The following is a 24138-nucleotide window of genomic DNA, read 5'->3' on the forward strand; positions in this document are numbered from 1 at the left end:
CATTACCACACCCCAATATCACACGATAAAACCCCTAACAGGAAATGAAAATGCCCGTGTGCAACCCTGTCGACATATTTAAAAGCAACTGGCAAAAAGCCAAATCAAACCGTGATGCAAATGCAACCTATTGCTTTCTGGCAACCACCTCGGAAGACAAACAGGCTTCTCTGAGAACCTTGGTATTGAGAATGGTTACCGATGACGCCTTTAGGATATTCATTAACGAGACATCCCCAAAATGGCGAGACATGAATTTGCTGCCCAATTGCGAATTGCTCGTTTTCTGGCCTTCGCTGATGCAACAATACCGAATTCGGGGGCAGTTGAATCCCTTGTCCGCGCAAGAGATGGCGTTACACTGGCAACACAAACCCTACGAATCAAAACTGCTGGATCACTATTACCAGACAGACTCCACACAGAGCAGTCCGATCGCCACCAGAAGCCAGTTTCTTGAAGGCATGGAACAGCTCAAACAAAAATACCCGTCCGAGCAGGATATCGACTATGCCGACAATGCTATTGGTGTCGACATAGTCGCCACATCCATAGAAGTCTGGCTGGGATCACCAAAAGACGGACTTCATGAGCGAACACTTTACAGATTAACAAACGGGCGCTGGGTTAATGAGGTGCTGGTTCCGTAGACTGACATGAATGACATGATCCCGCCCCGGCAAGAGATAATGGTAGTGTTCGATGGAGAATGCCCTGTATGCAGACACTACTGTCAGGCTATTCGCCCGAACAAAGATGGAGGGAAATTAATCATGGTGAATGCCAGAAAAAAAAGTGATGTGATGACAGAAATCACTGCTTATGGAATAGATATTGACAGGGGAATCGTCGTAAAGACTGGCAAACAGCTTTATTACGGCAGCGCAGCCATTTCCGTATTAGCCAGGATCAGCGACAGATCAGGTTTTTTTAACCGATTAAACTACCGGATTTTCAAGTCAGAGAAACGCGCAAAACTGCTATATCCGGTACTGGTCCTGGTGCGCAATATCCTTTTGAAGATACGCGGGTCGGAAAAAATCAACAACCTGACCGAGTGATTGACCCGCCTCCTATCATTCGTTAACCGGAGTCACAAAGATGTACGAGATACTACTGTTACTGCATTTACTGGCAGCTACTATCTGGACCGGCGGCCATATTGTCCTCTCCACCGTGGTATTACCCCGCGTGTTGAAAGAACGCTCTGCGGAGCAGCTGCTGAAATTTGAAACCGCCTATGAAAAAATCGGTATGCCCGCTCTCATTATCCAGATAATCACCGGACTGTTAATGGCCTATCGAATACTACCGGATTTAACCCAGTGGCTTGATTTATCCAACCCGGTCAGCCGCATTCTGTTGGTAAAAATCGCGCTTCTGGCAATAACTTTCGGATTTGCACTTGATGCAAAATTACGCGTTATTCCCTGCCTTTCCGAAAAGAATCTGGTGGTTATGGCCTGGCATATCGTGCCGGTTACCATCATCTCGATTTTGTTTGTAATAGCAGGGCTTTCTTTCCGGACTGGCTGGCTCGGCTAAAGCCGGCAGCTTGTGCAATTGATGAGAAACAATACAACCTGACAGGCCGCACACCGTGGTTTCTCTTCAGATAAGCCCCGGATTATTAGTGCCGCCCCCTTCTTTAACCCTACGCATAAACAATTCTTTTGGAAGAACCTGTACATAAGGTTCTCTTAAGTTTTCACCTTTATCATTCCCTGGCAATGGCGGGAAAGATTTAGACACACTGAAAAATCTGACCGTCAGCAGACTACAAATAACAGGCTGCTGTAAGGATGCGTGAGCCCAATACCCTCAGGACGACACTTATTAAGGTATCAGGTACATCCATGATGAGAATGCCGCTATCGGACACACCTGTTCCGCACATCATTCGAACCAGCAATGAGGCTGTAAAAGGAAACAAAGGCTTAAAGCGAATATTACTCGCTACAGGCTACTCTTTCAGTGGTCTGGCTGCTGCCTTCAAGCTCGAAGCTGCTTTCCGGCAATTATTGATGATCAACTTCATTCTTATACCTACCGCTTTTTTTCTGGATGTCACCAGTGCGGAGCGCGCACTGCTCGTTTGCGTCGTGTTTTTAACGCTCATCATTGAAATCATCAATTCAGCCATAGAAGCCACTATTGACCGAATATCTCTGGCGATACATCCCTTATCGAAACGGGCCAAAGACATGGGTAGCGCAGCGCAGCTGCTATCTCTGATATTGGTGGTTCTGGTCTGGTTAATAATCTTGCTCTGAAGGTGATTGCCACTCACAACACGGGAGCCTCCTGCTATCAGGGACGGCCTGCTACAGGAACGATCAACAACAAGAACGCGGTCTTTTATGAGTAAATCATCGTTTTCAAAAAACCACCCAATTCTCTGGATTTACTTTTTTTTCCTGTATTTTTCCGGCAGTTTCCAGCTATTGCTACTGACTACCGGGATGACCGGTACAGTTGGATTGCGACAGTCCATATTGCTAGGCGTTATCGGTCTGATACCCATACTTTTATTTCCCTCAAGGGCAAAGTTTCTCGCCGCACTGTTTGGGTTGCCAATGTTACTCGGCGCGCTTGCCAGCCTGGGATACTGGCTTATCTACGGTCAGGAGTTTTCGCAAAGCACCATTTTTATTATTTTTGAATCCAATGCCGCAGAGAGTTTTGAATTTATCAGCTCCTATCTGCGCTGGTGGCATCCTTTGGTACTAACGGGCTTTTGCCTGATACCTTTCTGGATGTGGAAAAAGATACAACCCGTTGCAGCGAGCCTGCGTTACCGGATGACACTTATCATTATTTTTACACTCATCACATGCTGGCCAATTATCAATACCCGCCTGATAGAAGGCGCCAGCCTCTCGGCAGGCTGGTATCACCAGATGATCAGAATGGAGCCTGTTGCACCCTGGAACCTGGTGGTGGGGTTCATTAAGTATCAACAACAACTAACCTCGATGAATAACATTCTGGACGCTAACAACCAGCTGCCGCCTCTGGCTGACTTCAAGGAAAAAAACGCCGACGCTGAAAAAACCTTTGTTCTGGTCATTGGTGAATCGACCAATCGCCAACGGATGAGCCTGTATGGCTACTCCCGGAAAACCACCCCCATGCTGGATACCATACGAGACGAATTGACTGTCTTCGATGACGTGGTTACCGCCCGTCCCTACACCATCGAAGCATTGCAGCAGGTGTTGTCATTTGCCAACTCAAAAAATCCGAATGATTTTTTTGATAAGCCAACATTGCTCAATATGATGAAGCAGGCCGGATATGAAATCACCTGGATAACGAACCAGCAAACTCAAACCCGGCGCAACACTATGTTGACCACGCTCTCCCAACTCGCGGATCATCAAATTTACCTTAACAACAACAGGAACCAGAATTTCAGACAGTACGATGATGTTGTTATCCAGCCTCTTATTGAGGCCCTTGACTCCAGCGCAAAAAAGAAACTGATTGTTATTCATCTGCTGGGCACGCACCGCAAGTATAGTTATCGCTATCCTCCATCATTTGCGAAATTCACAACGGCTGAAAGTGCACCCTCCTGGATTAGCGAAGACCTGCTGGAGGAATACAACAGCTACGACAATGCTATTCTCTATAATGATTACGTTGTTGCAGAGTTGATCAAATGCCTGAAAATGAAAAGCCGGAACAGCCTGCTGGTCTATTTTTCCGACCACGGCGAGGAAGTTTTTGATACGTCAGAGCAGCTGTTTACGGGACGCAATGAAGCTGCACCTTTACCAGCCATGTATACCGTGCCTTTTATAATCTGGGCCAGCCCTGAATACAAGTCGGAAAATCACACAGACAGATGGCAGCATTATGCTCATCGCCCTTACAGCACCGCTGACTTTATTTATACCTGGGCGGATATAACCGGCATTAATTTTAAGAGTATGGACCTGACACGCAGCCTGATTTCCAGCCAGTTCACCCCCCATCCTCGCTGGATAGGAAATCCCGAGAATCCGAAAAATCTGCAAGACTACCCGTTCGATATTGATGAAAAAATGTTCACGAAGACAAAGGACAGATTACAACCCTCTATCCGGGTTACAAACACAGGTGCAATGGGTGATAAATCAAAAAACACGGCGAAAGCAGCAAGTGCAATAAGCAGTGCAAAAGCTTTCTAGTACACGCTAAGAAGAGTTAACAAACTGTTGCAAATAATTTGGCAACCGCTTGTGCAGCCCTCCTCAATAGCTGCTCTTGAGTTAGCCCTAACGCTATGCGCGGTTTCAAGTCGTGGTCGCCATCTTGCAGCCACTCTATTTGCACAGAATCACTGAATAAAATACCGGACAGGTGATCCGGTTTGCCGAATGGATCGCGCGTACCCTGAAATATTTTCACCGGTTTTTCAACTGTCCGTAAATGTGTCACTCTCGCCGCCAGCTTTTCAGGTTTGCCGGGTGGATGAAACGGATAACCAAAGCAGCACACGCCTTTCACTCGCTCATTGGCCGCCAGCATACTCGCCATACGCCCACCCATTGACTTTCCACCCACCATCAGAGGCTTCGGCAACGTCGGCATCGCGTCGATATCGGCAATCACTGCCTCGAAGCATTCGATCAATTGTGGTGTCCGGTTTGGCGGTCGCTTCTTACCATCTTTGCGTCGTTGTGACATATAGGGAAACTCAAAACGCACCACAGTGACCCCGAACTGAGCCAGAATATCGGCGAGCTGATTCATAAAATCACTGTCCATAGGCGCACCGGCACCATGAGCAAGAATCAGAGTGCCGTATCCACGAATACCGGAATCAGCCTGAGTCATCAGATATTTCATTATGCTGCAAAAATCACGTCAGCTCAGAATAGAATTGTCTTCAGCGCAGTTTTCCGTCATCAAAACCTGAAACTGCTGTCGGGTCAGCAACGTACAGCTCTCAGTTTTCGGATCAAAGCAGATGACCACCTGTCCTCGGTCAATCTGGTTGCGCACCTGACGGGTTTTCGCTTCAAAACTGACTTCGGATGCACCGTAATCCGTACCTTCCCGTGCCACAAACTCGTCAATAATGGCAGACAGTATCTCCGAAGCGAGTCGGTTTGCCGGGATTTCAATGACCGATGCTGTTGTCACAATTGCCACTCTCCAAAGTAATCAGTTATTTTGATCGGGTTTACGAAATTTCAGTGTCATTCTGTCACTCTCACCAATGGCCAGAAATTTTCTGGCTTCGTATCCGCCAGGAGTCACACCGCGAAGCGTTGGAGGCAGGCTCCAGACACCTTCGGGGTGTCGCTTATTATCCTTAGGGTTAGCATTCATTTCCGAACGCGCTTCCAGCACAAATCCCGCGCTTTCGGCAAGCTCTATAACATACTGCTCGGTCATGTAACCACTGTCCTTCATGGTATTCCAATCAGTTTTGGCTTGCGCGCGGTGTTCAACCACTCCCAGAATGCCGCCGGGTTTCAATGCCCGATAAAACAGCTCAAAGGCTGTCGCCTCACTTTCAGTGCGCAACCAGTTGTGAACATTACGAAAAGTAAGCACGCGGTCAAGGCTGCTGTCAGGCACGCTCAGTACGGCTCGCTTCGGATCAAAATCCGTGATCTTGACGGCGCCATAAATATCAGGGTTCCTCGCCAGCTTTTCCTCAAACAAACGACGATATTTGTCGTAAAATGACACCCCCACACCTGCCGGGAAATGTGCCGCGTAAAAAACACCCCGAGAAAGATACGGTGCCAGAATTTCGGTGTACCAGCCCTGGCCAGGCCATATCTCAACCACACTCATATCCGCTTCAACTTCAAAAAATTCCAGTGTCTGACGAGGATGCCGATATTGATCCCTGCTAACGAAACTGTCAGTCCGGTGCTCACCATTAATAGCGTACTGCAATCGGGATCCCTTGTCCTGACCAGCCACCTCTGTCGCAAAAGTAGAAAAACAAGGCACCAGCAAAACGTACAATAGAAGCTGTTTAACAAGAGTCATCATAAAATTCCTGATCGATGGGAAAACTGTTGGATTCAAGGAGCCGGTAACAGTTCCTGATTCAATGGACCGAAATTACTTGCCCTGAACTGATTCCGCCTTTACAGGGCAGATCCAGTCGTGGCCTGATGATTTACATTACTGCATAATAGCGCCAAAACATACCGGCAAATGAGGACCGGACTATGAATAACTATCTTGCACTCACAGTTATATCCGATGACCGCCCCGGTATCGTTGAAAAGATAGCCGACGTCGTCCGCACTAATGGCGGCAACTGGCTGGAAAGCAGTATGTCTCGCCTGGCTGGAAAATTTGCAGGACTCTTGCTGATAGAAATTAACGAACACCAGCAGCAGCAACTGATCGACGAATTGCACAAATTAAAAAGCAGTGGTCTCCGGATCAGCGTAGAGCCCAGCGCAGCCTTTGAGCGCGCTACCGGCCAGCTGGTTTCCATGAATGTCGTTGGCAATGACCGTCCCGGTATTGTTGGTGAAATTTCAACACTACTCGCCAAACTTCATGTCAATGTCGAGGAACTGACTACCTCCTGTGAAGAGGCCCCCATGAGCGCTGAAGTACTGTTTCGTGCTGACGCCAAAATTCACCTACCGGAAAACTTGTCTCTGGGAGACTTGCAAAGCGCGCTGGAAACCCTGTCCGACGATCTGATTGTTGAGCTGGAGTGCAATATTTAAGCGGAGCCTGTGCATGCTGAATGTTATTGTAATCAACAGTTTTCTGGTGTTTATCACTGTCTATATTCACTATGAAGTGCTCAGTCGGCTTTCTATTGTTCTGCCAAAAATACCCTGCCTGCCCAGATTTCGGGTGGCAATAGGCATGTTGGGGGCGATTTGTGCACATGTCTTGGAAGTCTGGATATATGCAGCGGCCTATTACTTCATGACCAGTGATGGCAACTATGGCCACCTTGTGGAAAGCAGTTCCGCCAACAGGGTCGAGTCCTTGCTCGATTGTGCCTACTTTTCCTTTACAACCTACTCTTCTCTGGGGTATGGGGATGTAGTGCCATTCAACAACTTACGCTTTGTCGCCGGGCTGGAGGCACTTATCGGCCTGGTGATGATCACCTGGAGTGCCTCATTCATGTACCTGGAAATGGCCAGATTCTGGGAAAAAAAGTAATTTTACCCCACCAACCCCTTCAGTAACACGCCCACCGCATAGGACATAATGGCCGCAATACCACCCACACCAACGGTTTCCATCCCGGAACTGAACCTGTTCTGATCTACGAATTTGCCCTTCGCTGCGCCAACCAGAAAGAAAGCCATCGCTGTCAGCAGGCAGCTCCAGAAAAAAGGTTCCTCAATCGTATTCGGAGCCATCCAGTTTGTCAGATAAGTCACCAGAGGAATCAACCCCACAAGCACAAAGGCAGCAAAGGTGGAGATGCCAGCTCGCACGGCGTCATGTTCTTGCAACGTCATGCCGTGTTCCTCTTGAATCATGGTATCAACCCAGGTCCGATCATCGGAGGTTATGACCTCTACAATCTGTTCCAGCAGATCCCCTTCAAAACCCTTGCGGGCATAAATTTGCCGAATTTCCTCCGCTTCACCCTCCGGAAATTCGTTAATTTCTTCGAATTCACGCTGCCGTGTTTTCTCCCTGTGCTGGTTTTCAGCCCTTGTACCCAGGAAGTTACTGACAGCCATGCTGAACCCATCAGCCAGCAAGTTGGCAAAACCCAGAATAATGATAACGCCTGCCGACAGGCCTGCTCCCGCCACGCCAGCAACGATGGCAAACGTTGTCACCGCACCGTCAATAGCGCCGTAAACAAAATCTTTGAGATAAACGGAAGGAGGCCCCTCATCTAACCGCGCGGCAATTTTGTGAGGGCGATGGTGGGCTTTATACTCATCCAGAGTGGAAAGTTCGTCATGGCTGTTCATAAACGGTCCTCAACCCTTTTAATTTCCAGGCTCTGACTGCATCATACCGCAATGCTGAATATAGTACTTTACGAACCCGAAATCCCCCCCAATACCGGCAATATTATCCGTCTCTGCGCCAACACCGGTTTCAGGCTTCATCTGATAAAACCGCTGGGTTTTGAGCTGGATGACAAAAGACTGAAGCGGGCCGGTCTCGATTACCGGGAATATCAAGATGTCGACATACATGACGACTGGCACGCTTTTGAAGAGACGGTACAGCCACAACGCATGTTTGCCATCAGCACCAAAGGCCATACCGCATACACAGAGGTCAGCTTTCAGCAGGGAGACACTCTCGTTTTTGGCCCGGAAACAAGAGGCTTGCCTCCGGCTTTTCTCAACAGATTCCCAGCCGAACATATTCTGAGAATACCCATGCAGCCTAACAGCCGAAGCCTGAACCTCTCTAATGCCACCGCGCTGGTGGTTTATGAGTCTTGGCGGCAACTCGGTTTTCAAGGGGCGATATGATGAATACGCCGTCATTGTGTTCATTCCCCGCCAAAACCATCGGGTTGTTTTACGGTTCGTCTACCTGCTATACCGAAATTGTTGCCGAAAAAATAGTCGCTGAAATGAGGCACCTGAAAGTACCGGTCGACCTGTTCAATATTGCACAGGAACCCGTTGCCACCATGAATGCATATCAGCAACTACTACTCGGCATTCCCACTTGGGATTACGGCGAACTGCAGGAAGACTGGGAACAGGTATGGGATCAGCTGGATGCTGTTAATTTCAGCAACAAACAGGTTGCCCTGTTTGGTATTGGTGATCAGCAAGGCTACCCGGAATGGTTTCTCGACGCATTAGGTTATTTGCATGCCAAGGTGAAAAGTCTGGGGGCAACCACTCTCGGTTACTGGCCAACTACAGGCTATTCTTTCGAGCAATCAAAGGCATTAACAGCGAGTGGTAAACAATTTGTCGGCCTTGCTATTGATGATGAAACCCAGTTTGACCAGACAGATCAACGGGTCCAACTTTGGTGTCAGCAACTTGTTAACGAATTCAAACGTTAGCCTGCGCTGCCAGACTACCATCCGGTATCACGACATCTCATGACAGAAACAGCACCTCCTCACCCCGCTCCCCCGAATGATCTGCAAGTAGCGGAAATCGAATGGTCCGAAAACGGGCAGCCTCAATCATCGATATTCAATGATGTGTACTTCTCCAGTGCCAGTGGTATCGATGAAAGTCGTTATGTTTTCATTGACCAGAACGATTTGATAGAAAGGTGGCAGGCACAGGACCTCCCACACTTCACGATCGCCGAAACCGGGTTTGGCACAGGGCTTAACTTTCTCTGTGCTGCCCACCAATGGCTTCAATTAAATACAGATAAGCCATCAGCACGTACACTGCATTACCTCGCAGCAGAAAAATACCCGCTGACAAAAACTGATTTAGTAAGGGCTCTTGCCCTGTGGCCGGAACTCGCGAATTTGAGCCTTGAGCTTGTTGAACAATACCCCATTGCTGTTCCCGGCATTCATCAGCTCTCGATGGCAAAAGGGCAAATACGTCTTACCCTGCTCTATGGTGATGCCAGTGAAATGTTTGCGGCCATAAAACAGAGCGACCATCCGTTATTTGCCCGACAGGGCAATACGCGGGTAAATGCCTGGTTTCTCGACGGCTTTGCGCCAGCCAAAAACCCCGAAATGTGGACAGATGATCTGTTCCAGCATATTGCAGACCTGAGCGGCCAGCATGCCACATTCAGCACCTTCACTGCTGCAGGTATCGTCAAGAGAGGTCTTGCTACCGTTGGTTTCAGCGTTAGTAAAGTACCGGGGTTTGGCCACAAACGGGATATGCTGCGTGGCGAGATGCTCAGTTTACCCCTCGCTACCGCTTCTATCAGCACTAGACCGGCGGCAGTTAACTCGCCATACCTGCCTCCCTGGTATCTGAATATACAAAATACAGAACGGGCAACCCCCTGTTCAGCAATCATCATCGGCGGTGGCATTGCCGGCTGCTGTACCGCCAGAAGTCTGGCGGAGAGAGGGTTAAGGGTTACCTTGATTGAACGCCATACCCGTTTGGCACAAGAGGCTTCCGGCAACCCCCAGGGTATCCTCTATCCGAAACTTTCCAGTAAATCTTCAGTCTTGGCCCGCTTTGGGCTTGCCAGTTTGTTATTTTCCAGCCGCTACCATCGTCACTGGCTGCATCCGAGCGGTGTGCTGGTGTTACCGGAATCACCAGCGGATATTGAACATTTTCCGAAGATTGATCAACGCTATCCCGATGATCTGGTTCAGCTAAAAACATCCGGAGCATTGGTCGACATTGCCGGTGTGGCGTTGGCAAGTGACTGCGGCCTGTTCTTCCCCGGTCTCGGCTGGATCCATCCACCCGACACGTGCCGGACATTAACTGAGCACCCGAATATACAGGTAATCCAGGCGGACATAGATCGACTCGAACAGAATAAACAGCAGCGGTGGCTGGCTGAAGACTCTTCCGGAGCAACAGCCGCTATCGCCGATATTGCTGTTATTGCCTGCGGCAACGGATCCAGGCATTTCGCTCAAACATCTCATTTGCCACTCAAACCCATTCGCGGGCAGATATCCACACTTCCGGAAACATCCGCCAGCCGATCATTGAAAACCGTTATCTGTGGCCGGGGCTACCTGGCACCCGCTATCGAAGGAAATCATACACTTGGGGCAACTTACAATGTTGGTGAAACCGGCACAGCACTGAGTGAAACTGATCACAGGACCAACCTGCAACATTTGCAGGATACAGACAGCGCCTTGCCTGAACTGTTTGGTTCTCCTGATATCGCCTCACTTGCGGGCCGCGTCGGATTCCGCTGCACAACACCGGACTACCTGCCAGTCGCCGGGCCTGCCCCTGACTACCAGCAATATCGCCAGGATTACGCATTGCTGAGAAAAAACGCCCGGGCTCATATACCTGTCGCAGGCAAACACTGGCCGGGACTCTACCTGAATTGCGGTCATGGTTCCCGTGGCATGAGTTATGCGCCACTGTGTGCCGAACTTATCGCCAGTCAGATTTGCAATGAAATACCACCACTGGAGCTGGATTTACGGCAAGCAATTCATCCAGGCCGATTTATTATTCGGGACATGAAACGCAACAAAATCTGAATTAACAGTCCGGATTTATAATCAATTATCCCGCCACTGCTTAAGTCGGTTCATCAATCCGGGGAAACACCTCCAGGCCCATTGCGGGCTGGGCTGATCCGTGCTTTTCGTTAATGAAATGTCACGGTGCCACAGGTTCACAGCAATGGAAATCCGTTCACCCTCGCCGCGATACTCCCGAACACCGTGAGGTAACCAGGATGGAAACAGTATCAATTCGCCCTCTTTGGGCTTGTTATCAACGGTTCTTGAAAACAGCTCTGGCTGAAACCGGAAATAATCAGGAATATTCCCCCGACTTTCAAACCAGGTATGCCCCGTCCACTCATCACTCACAGGGTTACCGGTACAAACGTAATAAAATGACGAGAGAATAACGCCACTTTTCGTGTCATGCGTGTGTTTGCGATTGCTGGCCCCTGAAGAATTCACATTAGCCCAGGCTTCCACTTGCCAACCTGCCGGATCCAGGCGCCCGCTATACAGGCTCACGTCTGTTAAAAACTGTGTTGCCGCGCTTTTTACTAATGTCATCAGCACGTTAATACTGGCATCATCCCAAGTATGCAAATCCAGCTTTGAGTGCCAGCCCAGCTGATTACTTCGCACAATGCCTTTACACACGGCCTTTTTTGCCAGAATCACTTCCTTCAGCTGACGATTGAGTACCTGCCACTGCGTTAGCTGACAACGATAAATGGGCATGGCAAACAACAGTTCTGTATTCGCTGCAGCCAATGTGAATGCCTTTTCATTGCCGATACCCATGCCGGAGCCTTATTTTTTTTGGAATCGCCTCTGCAGCAGCTCCGCACTACCTGTACCACAGGAAATAACTGTGCGCATGGCCTCTTCAACCGATACGCCTTTCAGAATTTCAACACAGTCTGCTGGCAAATGATAAATAACACCGGATGTTGGAATAGGTGCCGTGGGTACAAAAACTGTGTAGCCACCGTCCGTGTGACGACTGGTGATAATAGCCGTTACTGTGACAGGACTGCCTGCTCCAAAAATTCTGGCAAGGGCTGGTGTCCCTTTTAACAGGCTGGTATCACCATTGCCACCCAGCAGCTGGGAAACTACTTCACGAATCGTTTTATAACCCGGCGCAACCCTTACCAGAGCGTGATCGACCCGGTCATGTAACCAGCTGCCAATCGCGGTTCTGACTGTGAGACCGATCAGAAAACACAAAAACAGGAAAATGGCGGTAACCAGCAGCATAGCCAGTAACTGGTTGATTTCCGCTTTGTCACTTAGCAATGAGGTAATCGGTTCAAGCAGCCCGGAAGTGAACCCGTACAGCCACTGAATAATCAGTAACAACAGCACAACGGGCAGCATAACTGCCAGCCCACCCATAATAGTTAACCCGATGAAGGCCTTGGTTTTGTTCATCGATTCATTTCCCGATAGCCGTATAACCGGGTTCCAGGCTGAAGCTCATCAGCTCTCGAACCGAAAATTTTTAAACTGCTCACGCAAATCTTTTTTGCTGATTTTTCCCGTTGCCGTATGGGGAATCTGATCCACAAAAACCACATCGTCCGGCATCCACCATTTGGCGATTTTACCCTCCAAATGAGAGAGAATCTCTTCTTTACTGACTGCCCGACTGGGTTCCGCCACAATAATCAGCAACGGCCTTTCTTCCCATTTCGGGTGCGGCAGACCAATAACCGCGGCTTCTATAACACCAGAGTAGCCCACTGCAACATTTTCAATATCAATAGAAGAGATCCATTCGCCACCGGATTTAATCACATCTTTGGCTCTGTCGGTAATTTGCATAAAACCAAATTGATCTATAGTGGCAACATCGCCGGTATCAAACCAACCTTCATCGTCCAGTATCTGTTTATCCAGTTTAAAATAGGCTTTTGAAATACTGGGGCCTTTGACTAGCAACCGCCCAAAAGACTTGCCATCCCGGGGCAACTCATTATTGTCGTCATCCATAATTTTCATTTCTACCAGGTAAGGGCTGCGACCCTGCTTGAGCCGGATATTCCGCTGCTGCTCTGGAGAAAGTTTCTCCGTTGCATAGGTAGGTGTACACATTGTGCCCAGTGGTGACATTTCAGTCATACCCCAGGCATGAATCACACGAACATCGTAATAATCTTCAAACTTGTCCATCATTGATGGCGGACACGCTGAACCGCCGATCAGCACACGATCGAGCGTTGGCAGCATACTGCCTGTAGCTTCCAGATGAGCAAGCAACATTGACCAGATTGTTGGCACTGCTGCAGTTACGGTCACCTGCTCGGTATCCAGTAATTCATAGATACTTTCACCATCCATCATCGCTCCCGGCATGACCAGTTTGGCACCAACAGCAGGACCTGCGTAGGTTAGCGCCCAGGCATTAGCATGAAACATGGGCACCACCGGCATCAGAGAGTCTGAAGACTTCAGGCAGAGCGCGTCCGCCTGATTCACCGCCATCGCATGCAGCACATTGGAGCGGTGGGAGTAAAGAACACCTTTGGGATCACCAGTAGTACCGGAGGTATAACACATGGCTGCAGCACTGTTTTCATCCATCTCATGCCATTGGTACTCGTCATCCACCTCAGACAGCCAGTCTTCATAAGCGATCATATTGGCAATACTCTGATCCGACATATTAGCGGTATCGGTCAGCACAATAATTTTTTGCAATAGAGGCAACTGATCCTTTATCGCCTCGACAAGCGGCAGAAAAGTGGTATCAATAAACAGAATTTTGTCTTCAGCGTGGTTAAGAATATAAATCACCTGTTCGGGAAAAAGTCGCGGATTCACCGTGTGGCAAACCCCCCCCATACCCATAATTCCATACCAGGTCTCCATGTGACGGTCGGTATTCCACGCCATAGTTGCTACCCGCTCACCCGGCTCAATACCTTCCAACACCAGCGCTTTTGCCACCCGGCGTGCACGGGAATGCAGCCCGGCATAAGTAGTGCGCCTTATGCCACCCTCAACCGCCCGGGTTACAATTTCCCGATCGCCAAAATTCCGCGCTGCATGATCCAGAATGGTATGAACCAACAGTGGATAATCTTGCATCAACCCCAGCATAAACCTTTCCCCCTATTACCTCATTCTTTTATAAAAGCCAGGACCCGCTTAACAGATCCTGGCTAACTATACCGTATTCAAGGCAATGTCATCATTGCCAGTGATCGTGAATGAAAACAGCCCTCACCCATCATTCATTCCAAACATGACCGAATTGCGAATGACTCTTAACTGCTGGCCGGTTAAAATATCAGCGCTAGCCGACACACCATAAAATCACCCATACTGAGGTTTTAATGAATACCCAGGCCCACCCTGCCTTTGAGTATCTGCGCACTGAGCGTATTGAATCACTGAATATTGATGTCGAAGAGTACCGACACCGGATAACAGGTGCCCAGCATATCCATATTGCGGCTGACAACCCTGAGAATGTGTTTCTCGTCGCCCTGAGAACAGTTCCCTCAGACTCAAGTGGTGTCGCGCATATACTGGAACACACAGCACTTTGCGGCAGTGAAAAGTATCCTGTTCGTGATCCGTTTTTTATGATGATCCGTCGATCGCTCAATACCTTTATGAATGCGATGACCAGTTCAGACTGGACCGCCTACCCCTTCGCCAGTCAGAATAAAAAAGATTTTTACAATTTACTCGACGTTTACCTGGATGCCGTATTCTTTTCCCGCCTTGATGAACTGGATTTTGCACAGGAAGGGCATCGCATCGAGTTTGCCGAAACCGACAATCCCGATTCACCTCTCGTTTACAAGGGCGTGGTTTTTAACGAAATGAAGGGTGCCATGAGTTCTGTACCATCTACACTCTGGCACACCCTTTGTGAACATCTCTACCCCACCACAACTTACCATTACAACAGTGGTGGTGATCCCGAACATATACCAGACCTGACATACCAGCAACTGAAGGATTTTTACAAAACCCACTATCACCCTTCCAATGCAATTTTTATGACCTTCGGTGATATTCCTGCGATTGAATTGCAGGAGAAATTTGAATCTGAGGCCTTATCGCGTTTTGAGAAGCTGGACAGGTTAATATCGGTACCCGACGAAAAACGTTATCAAACGCCGATACAAGTCACCGAAAGCTACGCCCTCAATGAAGCGGGCGGTACCGAGCGGAAAACCCATATTATCCTCGGCTGGTTAATGGGGTTATCGACTGATCTGGAAGCCAGTATGGAGGCGCAGCTACTGTCCAGTGTACTACTCGACAATAGTGCTTCGCCCCTGCAGCATGCACTGGAAACCACAGACCTTGGAACCTCACCTTCACCACTTTGCGGTCTGGACGACTCTCAGCGGGAAATGTGTTTTGTCTGCGGCATTGAAGGCAGCGAGCCGGAACGGGCTGACGAACTCGAACGCATGGTGCTTGACGTTCTCAAAGATGTTGCTGAAAAAGGCGTACCCTACTCACAACTTGAAGCTTCACTGCATCAGCTAGAGCTTCATCAGCGAGAAATTGGTGGTGACAATTACCCCTATGGTTTGCAGTTACTCATGACTTCTCTTACCAGCGCCACCCATCGGGGCGATCCAATTGCATTACTGAATCTCGAACCTGTACTCGACAAATTGCGTGAAGCCATCAGGAACCCCGACTATATCAAAAACCTCGCTCGACGCCTGTTACTGGAAAATAATCACCGGGTGCGTTTAACCCTGAAGCCTGAACCGGAACTTGCCACCCAGCGAGAGCAGGCTGAAACCAATCGCCTGGCTTCCATTAAGGCCGGGTTAAGTGATCAGGAAAAACAACTCGTAGTAGCACAAGCACGGGCCCTCGCCAAGCGGCAAATGCAAAAGGATGACGAATCCATACTGCCCAAGGTTGGACTTGAGGATATCCCCAAAACCATGGCCTACGTACCGACAACATCACATCAGGACATCCCTATCCCTCTGACCAGCTACGGTGTTGGTACCAATGGCCTGGTTTACCAGCAAGTCGTACTGCCATTGCCAGACCTTGATGAACCCTTGCTGGACCTGTTGCCACTTTACACCAGCTGCATCACCGAGATGGGTGTTGGGGAGCGCGATTATCTGGCCACCCAACTTTGGCAAGCTCAGGTTTGCGGGGGTATACATGCCTTCGCCAGCGTCAGGGGAGCACCGAATAATGCACAGCAGGTAACAGGCCACCTCACGTTATCAGCCAAAGGGCTGAATCGTCATCAGCAAGCACTGTGCGAATTGATGCAACAAACGCTGGATCAGGTTCGCTTTGACGAGCTTGACCGTTTGCGGGAGCTGGTCGCTCAGATCCGCGCCCGACGCGAAATGTCGGTTACCGGCAATGGTCATTCACTGGCAATGAGCGCAGCGGCCAGCGGCATTAGCCCCGGCGCTCAAATCAGCCACCGCTGGAGCGGCCTGCAGGGTATTCGAACGATTAAAGAGTTGGATAGCCAAATCAAAGAACGCTCCCGCTTGCAGGCCCTCGCAGAACAACTGCAAGCCATTCATAACGCCGTGTTGAATACTCAGGGAGAATGGTTGCTGGTAGCGGAAAATGAAAAGCTCGCCGACTACAGCCAGTCTATTAATCAATGTGCCTCTTTCCGGTCGACCAAAACCGGCCAGAACCTGCAGTACAACCCTTCCCCTGTAGCAGTATCGCAGCTCTGGGAAACCAGCACTCAGGTAAATTTCTGCGCCAAAGCCTATCCCACCGTGAGTACAGCACACCCGGATTCAGCGGCGCTCTCTGTATTGGGTGGTTTCCTGCGCAATGGCTATCTGCACCGAGCCATTCGCGAACAGGGCGGTGCCTACGGCGGTGGTGCCAGCCAAGACAATCATATCGCCGCTTTTCGTTTTTACTCCTATCGGGATCCCCGAATAGAGGGAACACTGGATGACTTCGACGCTTCTCTCACCTGGCTGCAAAACGAAGACCACGACTGGCAACAGGTTGAAGAGGCTATTCTCGGTGTTATCGGTAGTATTGATAAACCTGCCTCTCCAGCCGGAGAAGCAAAACAGACATTCCATGCCGAACTTTACGGCAACACTCGCGAGGTCCGAGAGCGGTTCCGCAACCAAGTGCTAAAGGTTACGCTGGACGACCTGAAACGAGTGGCCAGTACCTACCTGACACCAGACCGCGCCAGTACCGCCGTTATCACCAATGCCGATGCTGCGGCAGCGGCAGCCGCGTTGAAACTTGAGCGAATTGTGCTGTAAATCATGTCAGAAGATGCTAAAGACAGAATCTACGCGACACCCCGACTGGATGTAGCCGGATTTCGTTTCGACAACGCAGTCGTGGATGTTTTCCCCGACATGATCAAGCGCTCGGTACCCGGCTACGAAACCATCATCGGCATGACCGGCACTCTGGCTGAACAATATGTTCAGGCCAATAGCCGCTGTTATGATCTGGGGTGTTCGCTGGGAGCTTCCACACTGGCGATGCGTGAACGCATTCGACAACCCGGGTGTGAAATTATTGCCATAGACAACAGCCAGGAGATGATTCAACGCTGCCAGGATATTGTAACGGCAACCGACAGCCCGACACCTGTCTCTCTGGTATGTACGGGTGTGCAGGATATATCCATCGAGCGCGCCTCTATGGTAGTGCTCAACTTCACACTGCAATTTATTCCCCTGGCGGAACGCCAAGCCTTAACCAGGAAAATCTATGATGGCCTGCTGCCAGGCGGTATTCTGGTGCTCTCGGAGAAAGTGCGATTTGATAATCTCCAGCATGATAAGTTAATGATCGACCTGCATCACCACTTTAAAAGGGCGCAAGGCTACAGTGATCTTGAAATCAGCCAGAAACGCTCGGCACTGGAAAACGTGCTAATTCCGGAAACCCTCGAAACACACCGGCAGCGCATTTCTACCGCCGGATTTTCCAGCATTGATGTATGGTTTCAGTGCTTTAACTTCGCCTCATTGATTGCCATCAAGAACTGAGCCCGGTTTGCCAAGCGACACTGCCATGAAATTCTATATACCATTCCTTGACTGGCTGGCTGCGCAACCAGACCTTATAACCTGGGATGTTCGTTCTCAAATCGAAGAGCACATTTCCGTTGCACGCTGGGGCGACTTGCCGCAATGGCAACAGGTTCTGGAAAATCTACCGGCTATTTGCGTTTCATCTCCGGAATTCCGACAAGAGGTAGCTCTTGGAACAGCCGAAAACTGCGATGGCGAAACCCGGAAACTCTTGAAAAAAACGTTGATGGGCCTGCACCCTTGGCGTAAGGGCCCCTACTACCTGTTCGGTATGCATCTGGATACCGAATGGCGTTCAGACTGGAAATGGGATCGTGTACTGCCTCACCTGTCACCCTTAGAAGATCGAACTGTTCTGGATGTTGGTTGCGGCAACGGTTACCACTGTTGGCGCATGTACGGAGAGGGAGCCAAAAGAGTTATCGGCATAGACCCCTCAGTAAAGTTTATCTTCCAATTCTACGCTATCAAACATTTTGCAGGCCAGCACCCGGTGGATGTACTGCCACTGGGCATTGAGCACATGCCAGCGCAACTGGAAGCTTTCGATACAGTGTTTTCCATGGGTGTGCTTTATCATCGCCGACAACCGGAAGAACACATTCAGGAACTGCTCGGCTGCCTGCGGCCCGGAGGCCAACTGGTGCTTGAGACCCTGCTGATTAATGGGGATCACCAAGAGGTCCTCATTCCCGCAGGCCGCTATGCCAAGATGCGCAATGTATGGAATATCCCTACCGCAGAAAAAATGCTGCTATGGCTGAAACAATGCGGTTTGCAAAATCCCCGACTGGTGGATATAAATCAAACCTCGCTAGAGGAACAACGCCGCACAGAATGGATGACATTTGAGTCACTGGCTGACTTTCTCAACCCCGAAGACAGTAGCCTGACCATTGAGGGACACCCCGCACCACTACGGGGTGTTTTTATTGCCGAGAAGATTTAATTGATCTGTTTTTTTCAGGAAACCTTGCGGTTAATCCTCGATCAGGTTTAGCGGCGTATCCAGCCCAAATTCATTATGGATTTGCTCGCACCAGCGGTTAAGTCGTTCAGCCGTTAATTCCGGCTGTTGATCTTCATCCAGAGCCAGTCCCACGAATAATGTGCCCTCATTAATCTCGGCCTTTGACGCATCGTAGTCATAACCTTCTGTCGACCAATACCCCACAATCTGGTCAGCAGATTTAATCACTACATCGTGAAGCATGCCCATGGCGTCCAGAAAGAAATCGCCATAGCCAAACTGATCACCCAGACCAACAAAAGCGACAGTTTTGCCGGAAAAATCAATTTCTTCCACATCTTCCCAGAAATCGTCCCAGTCAGACTGAATCTGTCCAAAATCCCAGGTGGGAATGCCGAGAATCAACTTGTCATAATCCATGAATTCAAGCTGGGTTACTTCGCCAACATCATGAATATCAACAATATCTTCGCCTAAACGTTTTGCAATGCGACTGGCAACACCTTCGGTGTTTCCTTCGTCACTACCGAAGAACAAACCAATTTTGGACACGAATAAAACCTTCACATATAAAGCAGCGCGGGATTTTCCCAGTTGAGCGCCAAATGTGCAATATTCGTTTTGAAAGGCCTCTTCGAAAAGCTACAATCCCAGAACCTTTTGTTGCACCGTAACCGGTTTTGAACTGTCTTCATCCTCCTGTTTCTTCGCTGTGGCAGGCGGCTTTTCTGGCGAATTTGACTTGGCCTTTTCCAACTGCTTCTTCAGCTCAAGCTCCTGCTGCTGTAGCCGGATACGCTGTTTCCGCAATTCAAGCCGTTGCTGCTCGACTAGCAGGCGTTCCTTTTCCAGAGCCAGCTTATCCCGTTCAAAGTCGCTTTCGATATCTCCTCCGGCATTCGGAGCAGGTTGCTCTTGAGGCTGCCTATTCTCTGAATGATTTTCATTAGCCGGGGCAACTTCACTGGAAGAAACCTTCTCTGAAGTTGTAACCGACGAATCAGAAGAGGTTATCCTGGAGGGTGAAGCCGGTTTAGCATTTTCTTTAATGGCTACTCTTGGGTTTTGGTTTTCGGGATTACTGTTCAACACGCTCTCAACCACTGCCTGCCGAGAACCACCTGACGACTGTTGCTCATCAGACTGTGCATCCTCTACGGCCTGCATGTATTTAAAACTACAAACTTTCAATGCCGCAGCCATTTTGGACTTTTTACAAAAGCCTGACACATCCTTTGCACACCATTCACCACCTGATTGCTTGCGCCAGATTGGTCTTCTTTCCGTTTTCCTGCCCGTGCACTTTACACTGACTTCCCAATATTCTTCACCATCTGCACTGAACACTGGTTGCTCTGTCGAGAGAGAACTCACGCCTGCCGTGGCCGAAGTCGCAAGAGAGCACAGAATTATCAATAAAGGTAATATCCTTAAACCCATGAGTGAACCATCCATAAATTATTTGAGAAACAAATCCACACAATTGTATGAATGACAAATTCCGCTTTCAATCAGGTAACAAAACAAACGTGAACCAACGCCCATTTAACCTTTAAAAAACCTGATGTAAACGCTGATAACCCGAAGAGAACGCAACGATTAAGGCAAATGCAAAAAATTATCAGCCTAAATCGATCTGTCTGGGGTAGATATGGAAATCAATAACGGCAGTGCCTGCGCCAAGCTCGCTCCAGCAATCAATATCAGCTTTCATATGAACGATGCCACAAGTGGGAATATTTTCCAGATCAGACAATGCCAGAAAATTCACCAGATCGGTAATGGCCGGATTGTGAGCGACGACAACAATATTGTCCTGCCCCCGTGGCAATGACCGCAACCAGAGCAGCAAATCCTCGTAATTAAAACTGTAAAGTCCTGAAACATGCTCAATACACTCTTTGGGAAATCTCAGGGTGGTCGCCAGTAAAACCGCTGTTTCAGTCGCCCGCAAAGCCGGACTGGTATACAAATGCTCTACTTTGATCCTTCGGTATTCCAAACGCCCCCCCATTTCAGGCACATTAGAACGGCCACGCTGATTGAGGGGGCGCGACATATCAGGAATGGTTCTGTCTTTCCAGCTGGATTTGGCGTGACGAACAAACGTAATAAATTTCATGGCGGGAGTCAGTTAGTTTCCTTGAGACGCTATTAATCACTACACTCAATGACAAATTTATGACAACACAGGGTATTCAATACAAAGATTCAATCACCGTGAGTTTCTGCTAAAATGCCTGCCCTTCTGTTTAAGTACATCGTAACAATCCGGCGCTTATCGCATGATCACTCTTTATGGCATCAAAAACTGTGACACCATCAAGAAAGCCCGCAAATGGCTCGACAATCACGATATAAATTATCGGTTTCACGATGTAAGAGCTGACGGCATTGACAACCTGGCAATTCAGCACTGGGTCGATAAATGCGGCTGGGAAACCGTTATTAACAAACGCGGTACCACTTGGCGAAAACTACCCGAACAGGTACAACAGTCTACCAATGAAGACAACGTCGTTAACCTGCTTCTCGAATATCCGGCCATGATCAAGCGACCCGTGCTGGATACCGGTAAAATAATTGAAATCGGTTTTAAAGAAGCCCGCTATCAGGAGCTCCTTGGCTAGCCGCTCAACAAATAAGGAAACAAAATGACCGCTCTGTTTAGTTTCGGCCTTGGTGTCGGCACCCAGAACAATAAAGGTGAATGGCTGGAAGTGTTCTATCCCCAGCCCGTTATAAATGCTGACAATAAAATGTTTGAGGCCATTGCTGCAACTCTGGATTATACCGGAGGCAATCAGGCCATTACGCTCAACAGCGAATCGCTCGGCAAACTGTCCATCGCACTGAGTTCAGCGGGTGCTGAGGAACAGGCATTTATCGCCGAGCAACTGCAAACCAGTACTCGTCCTGTTGTGGCCTGCATCCTCGAGTCAGACCTTGCGCCAACGTCTGTTCCGGAAGGCTACCTGAAGCTGCAGCTCATTTCTCACCGTCTGGTGAAGCCTCACGGTACCGACCTGTCGGGCGTATTTGGCGTGCTGCCCAATGTTGCCTGGACTAACGAAGGTGCCATTGATCTCAGCGAATTGGCTGATCGCCAATTAAAAGCACGGCTGGAAGGAAAGGTCCTGTCGGTAAACTGCGTGGACAAATTCCCGAAAATGACTGATTACGTGGTACCAAGTGGTGTACGCATCGCGCACACTGCCCGCGTTCGGCTCGGTGCCTATATCGGCGAAGGCACCACCATCATGCACGAAGGCTTTGTGAATTTTAATGCCGGAGCCGAAGGTCCCAACATGATTGAAGGCAGAGTTTCTGCCGGGGTCTTTATTGGCGCAGGCTCTGATTTGGGCGGTGGCGCATCCACCATGGGCACCCTTTCCGGGGGCGGGAATATTATCATTTCTGTAGGCAAAGAATGCCTTCTTGGCGCTAATGCAGGTATCGGTATACCCCTAGGTGATCGCTGCACAGTAGAGTCTGGCCTCTACATTACGGCTGGCACCAAGGTGCTGATGCTGGACGACCATAACCAGCCTGCCGGGGAAGCCAAAGCCAGAGATCTGGCAGGTAAAAACGACCTGTTGTTCCGTCGAAACTCTATGACCGGAACCGTCGAGTGTCTGACCAACAAATCGGTAGTAGAGTTGAACGAAGCACTGCACAGTTCAAACTAGGACACCTCTGGTTAATGACAAACGCTTTCTGCGCGAGACCAAAACGTTCAATCCGCAAGGCGTTTCCCACTGATCATGGTCGCAGTCCTTGGCAAGGGAGACTTTTGGCCACGACCCAGGCTTCCCGATTGATGGCGATTGATGCCTGACTTACCAGCCAGGCATTTTTCTTTCGACTCCAGTACACTAACCCGACACCTTGTTAAGAGATCCTGTAAATGAGTCACACCAGCCCTACCGTTCAGCTTGCCTGTGAGCTAATTCGTCGTCAATCGGTAACCCCTGACGATGCCGGTTGTCAGCAGTTAATGATTGAACGGCTGGAAGCTCTGGGGTTTTGTGTAGTTATGCTCCCTTTCGGAGATGTGGAAAATTTTTGGGCAGTCCGTGGCGAGAATGGACCTACCCTCTGCTTTGCCGGGCATACCGACGTTGTGCCTACCGGCCCTCATGGAGACTGGCAAACACCACCATTTGAACCCACAATAATTGATGGCATGCTCCACGGAAGAGGCGCCGCAGATATGAAAGGTTCTCTTGCCGCAATGATCACTGCCGTGGAAAACTTTATTCGCGAACACCCTGATCATCAGGGCCAGATTGCTTTTTTAATCACCAGCGACGAAGAAGGCATCGCCACTCACGGCACTATCAAAGTCGTCAACTGGCTGGCGGAACAGAACCTGATGCCTGAATGGTGTGTGGTTGGTGAACCGTCGAGCAGTATGTCTGTCGGTGATATCATTAAAAACGGGCGCCGCGGTTCCCTGGGCTGTGAACTCACCATAAAAGGCGTGCAAGGACATGTTGCTTACCCTCACCTTGCCGACAATCCTATTCACCGCGCAGCCCCTGCGCTGGCAGCATTAGCAGCTGAGGTATGGGACAACGGCAATGATTTTTTCCCGGCCACCAGCTTTCAGATTTCCAATATCAACGGTGGCACAGGTGCAACTAATGTGATTCCCGGCGAACTAAACGTCATATTTAACTTCCGCTTCTCTACCGAGTTAACCGAGCAACAACTGCGCTCGCGAACTGAAGCGATTCTTGACCAGCACAAACTGGATTACGATATTCAATGGAACCTGAGTGGCCAGCCATTTTTGACCTCCAAAGGCGCTCTGATCGAAGCTGCGACTGCCAGTATTGAAGAGATTACAGGTTCGACTACAGAACTCTCAACTGCCGGCGGCACATCTGATGGCCGATTTATCGCACCCCACGGCACTCAGGTCGTAGAGCTTGGACCGGTGAACGCCACCATTCACAAAGTGAACGAGTGTGTTAACACAAAAGACCTGGATACCCTGAGCAGTATCTATCAGCGGATCATGGAAAAATTGCTAGGCTAAAAAGCAAGCG

General features: G+C 49.4%; 26 protein-coding genes. 16 read left to right on the forward strand and 10 right to left on the reverse strand.

Translation table 11 applies throughout. The features are described from left to right. Positions 1–44 precede the first annotated feature (44 nt). The 5 genes from H7A02_06105 to cptA all read left to right on the forward strand — a co-directional run bounded on the left by H7A02_06105 (position 45) and on the right by cptA (position 4175). Positions 45–650, forward strand: coding sequence for a pyridoxamine 5'-phosphate oxidase family protein (locus H7A02_06105; GenBank protein MCP5171822.1), 606 nt, complete (start codon positions 45–47; stop codon positions 648–650). A 15-nt stretch (positions 651–665) separates the two neighbouring features. After that, positions 666–1061 carry a DUF393 domain-containing protein gene (locus tag H7A02_06110; protein MCP5171823.1) on the forward strand — a complete coding sequence of 132 codons (396 nt, stop codon included), beginning with the start codon at positions 666–668 and terminating at the stop codon, positions 1059–1061. Positions 1062–1101: 40 nt separating this feature from the next. Then, positions 1102–1545 carry a CopD family protein gene (locus tag H7A02_06115; protein MCP5171824.1) on the forward strand — a complete coding sequence of 148 codons (444 nt, stop codon included), beginning with the start codon at positions 1102–1104 and terminating at the stop codon, positions 1543–1545. Between the two features lie 320 nt (positions 1546–1865). Then, positions 1866–2273, forward strand: a complete 408-nt coding sequence (locus H7A02_06120; protein ID MCP5171825.1) for a diacylglycerol kinase — start codon at positions 1866–1868, stop codon at positions 2271–2273. A gap of 87 nt (positions 2274–2360) precedes the next feature. Continuing rightward, positions 2361–4175 (forward strand): phosphoethanolamine transferase CptA, encoded by a 1815-nt coding sequence (cptA, locus tag H7A02_06125; protein MCP5171826.1) that lies wholly within the window; start codon positions 2361–2363, stop codon positions 4173–4175. Positions 4176–4191: 16 nt separating this feature from the next. Here cptA and H7A02_06130 read toward each other — a convergent pair whose 3' ends face one another. From H7A02_06130 to H7A02_06140, 3 genes are read right to left on the reverse strand one after another with little or no spacing between them, the layout of a single operon-like run. Next, the gene (locus H7A02_06130; protein ID MCP5171827.1) at positions 4192–4824 is read right to left on the reverse strand and encodes an alpha/beta fold hydrolase; all 633 of its coding nucleotides are present in this window, start codon (positions 4822–4824) and stop codon (positions 4192–4194) included. A gap of 30 nt (positions 4825–4854) precedes the next feature. Next, positions 4855–5115: a YheU family protein gene (locus H7A02_06135; protein MCP5171828.1), complete on the reverse strand. Its 261-nt coding sequence runs from the start codon at positions 5113–5115 to the stop codon at positions 4855–4857. 39 nt (positions 5116–5154) lie between these two features. Next, positions 5155–5997, reverse strand: coding sequence for a class I SAM-dependent methyltransferase (locus tag H7A02_06140; protein ID MCP5171829.1), 843 nt, complete (start codon positions 5995–5997; stop codon positions 5155–5157). A 185-nt stretch (positions 5998–6182) separates the two neighbouring features. Between H7A02_06140 and H7A02_06145 the strand changes: the two genes are divergently transcribed. Continuing rightward, entirely contained in the window at positions 6183–6698 is a 516-nt protein-coding gene (locus H7A02_06145) for a glycine cleavage system protein R (protein ID MCP5171830.1), read from the forward strand. Between the two features lie 13 nt (positions 6699–6711). Further along, complete coding sequence (locus H7A02_06150; GenBank protein MCP5171831.1) at positions 6712–7149, forward strand: two pore domain potassium channel family protein; 438 nt, start codon at positions 6712–6714, stop codon at positions 7147–7149. Between the two features lie 2 nt (positions 7150–7151). Here H7A02_06150 and H7A02_06155 read toward each other — a convergent pair whose 3' ends face one another. Further along, entirely contained in the window at positions 7152–7922 is a 771-nt protein-coding gene (locus H7A02_06155) for a VIT1/CCC1 transporter family protein (GenBank protein MCP5171832.1), read from the reverse strand. A gap of 51 nt (positions 7923–7973) precedes the next feature. On the opposite strand from H7A02_06155, the gene trmL reads away from it, so the two are divergent. Genes trmL through mnmC form a run of 3 tightly spaced genes read left to right on the forward strand, consistent with a single transcriptional unit; the run spans position 7974 to position 11101 of the window. Continuing rightward, positions 7974–8438: a tRNA (uridine(34)/cytosine(34)/5-carboxymethylaminomethyluridine(34)-2'-O)-methyltransferase TrmL gene (trmL, locus tag H7A02_06160; GenBank protein ID MCP5171833.1), complete on the forward strand. Its 465-nt coding sequence runs from the start codon at positions 7974–7976 to the stop codon at positions 8436–8438. Further along, a complete protein-coding gene (fldB, locus tag H7A02_06165; GenBank protein MCP5171834.1) occupies positions 8438–8989 on the forward strand; it encodes a flavodoxin FldB in 552 nt (183 codons plus the stop codon). Before trmL ends, fldB begins: the two co-directional genes overlap by 1 nt. A 39-nt stretch (positions 8990–9028) precedes the next feature. Next, the gene (gene mnmC, locus H7A02_06170) at positions 9029–11101 is read left to right on the forward strand and encodes a bifunctional tRNA (5-methylaminomethyl-2-thiouridine)(34)-methyltransferase MnmD/FAD-dependent 5-carboxymethylaminomethyl-2-thiouridine(34) oxidoreductase MnmC (protein ID MCP5171835.1); all 2073 of its coding nucleotides are present in this window, start codon (positions 9029–9031) and stop codon (positions 11099–11101) included. A 21-nt stretch (positions 11102–11122) separates the two neighbouring features. Here the strand turns inward: mnmC and H7A02_06175 are convergent, their stop codons facing one another. From H7A02_06175 to H7A02_06185, 3 genes are read right to left on the reverse strand one after another with little or no spacing between them, the layout of a single operon-like run. Next, entirely contained in the window at positions 11123–11869 is a 747-nt protein-coding gene (locus H7A02_06175; GenBank protein ID MCP5171836.1) for a hypothetical protein, read from the reverse strand. A 9-nt stretch (positions 11870–11878) separates the two neighbouring features. Further along, positions 11879–12502: a DUF502 domain-containing protein gene (locus H7A02_06180; GenBank protein ID MCP5171837.1), complete on the reverse strand. Its 624-nt coding sequence runs from the start codon at positions 12500–12502 to the stop codon at positions 11879–11881. A 48-nt stretch (positions 12503–12550) separates the two neighbouring features. Continuing rightward, positions 12551–14173, reverse strand: coding sequence for a long-chain-fatty-acid--CoA ligase (locus tag H7A02_06185; protein ID MCP5171838.1), 1623 nt, complete (start codon positions 14171–14173; stop codon positions 12551–12553). 236 nt (positions 14174–14409) lie between these two features. Between H7A02_06185 and H7A02_06190 the strand changes: the two genes are divergently transcribed. The 3 genes from H7A02_06190 to cmoB are packed head-to-tail and all read left to right on the forward strand — an operon-like array spanning position 14410 to position 19063. Continuing rightward, the gene (locus H7A02_06190; GenBank protein ID MCP5171839.1) at positions 14410–17328 is read left to right on the forward strand and encodes an insulinase family protein; all 2919 of its coding nucleotides are present in this window, start codon (positions 14410–14412) and stop codon (positions 17326–17328) included. A gap of 3 nt (positions 17329–17331) precedes the next feature. Then, a complete protein-coding gene (gene cmoA / locus H7A02_06195) occupies positions 17332–18069 on the forward strand; it encodes a carboxy-S-adenosyl-L-methionine synthase CmoA (protein ID MCP5171840.1) in 738 nt (245 codons plus the stop codon). Between the two features lie 25 nt (positions 18070–18094). After that, complete coding sequence (gene cmoB, locus H7A02_06200) at positions 18095–19063, forward strand: tRNA 5-methoxyuridine(34)/uridine 5-oxyacetic acid(34) synthase CmoB (protein ID MCP5171841.1); 969 nt, start codon at positions 18095–18097, stop codon at positions 19061–19063. A gap of 30 nt (positions 19064–19093) precedes the next feature. On the opposite strand, the gene H7A02_06205 is transcribed toward cmoB, so the two are convergent. The 3 genes from H7A02_06205 to H7A02_06215 form a co-directional block, all read right to left on the reverse strand. Beyond that, entirely contained in the window at positions 19094–19636 is a 543-nt protein-coding gene (locus tag H7A02_06205; GenBank protein MCP5171842.1) for a flavodoxin, read from the reverse strand. A gap of 90 nt (positions 19637–19726) precedes the next feature. Next, complete coding sequence (locus H7A02_06210; GenBank protein ID MCP5171843.1) at positions 19727–20524, reverse strand: hypothetical protein; 798 nt, start codon at positions 20522–20524, stop codon at positions 19727–19729. Positions 20525–20705: 181 nt separating this feature from the next. Continuing rightward, positions 20706–21206, reverse strand: coding sequence for a histidine phosphatase family protein (locus H7A02_06215; GenBank protein MCP5171844.1), 501 nt, complete (start codon positions 21204–21206; stop codon positions 20706–20708). Between the two features lie 163 nt (positions 21207–21369). Between H7A02_06215 and H7A02_06220 the strand changes: the two genes are divergently transcribed. The 3 genes from H7A02_06220 to dapE all read left to right on the forward strand — a co-directional run bounded on the left by H7A02_06220 (position 21370) and on the right by dapE (position 24128). Then, positions 21370–21714, forward strand: a complete 345-nt coding sequence (locus tag H7A02_06220) for an ArsC family reductase (GenBank protein MCP5171845.1) — start codon at positions 21370–21372, stop codon at positions 21712–21714. A 24-nt stretch (positions 21715–21738) separates the two neighbouring features. Then, positions 21739–22773, forward strand: coding sequence for a 2,3,4,5-tetrahydropyridine-2,6-dicarboxylate N-succinyltransferase (gene dapD, locus H7A02_06225; protein ID MCP5171846.1), 1035 nt, complete (start codon positions 21739–21741; stop codon positions 22771–22773). Between the two features lie 218 nt (positions 22774–22991). Then, entirely contained in the window at positions 22992–24128 is a 1137-nt protein-coding gene (dapE, locus tag H7A02_06230; protein ID MCP5171847.1) for a succinyl-diaminopimelate desuccinylase, read from the forward strand. Positions 24129–24138 lie beyond the last annotated feature (10 nt).

The sequence above is a fragment of the Pseudomonadales bacterium genome (assembly GCA_024234435.1).
Lineage (GTDB): Bacteria > Pseudomonadota > Gammaproteobacteria > Pseudomonadales > Porticoccaceae > JACKOF01.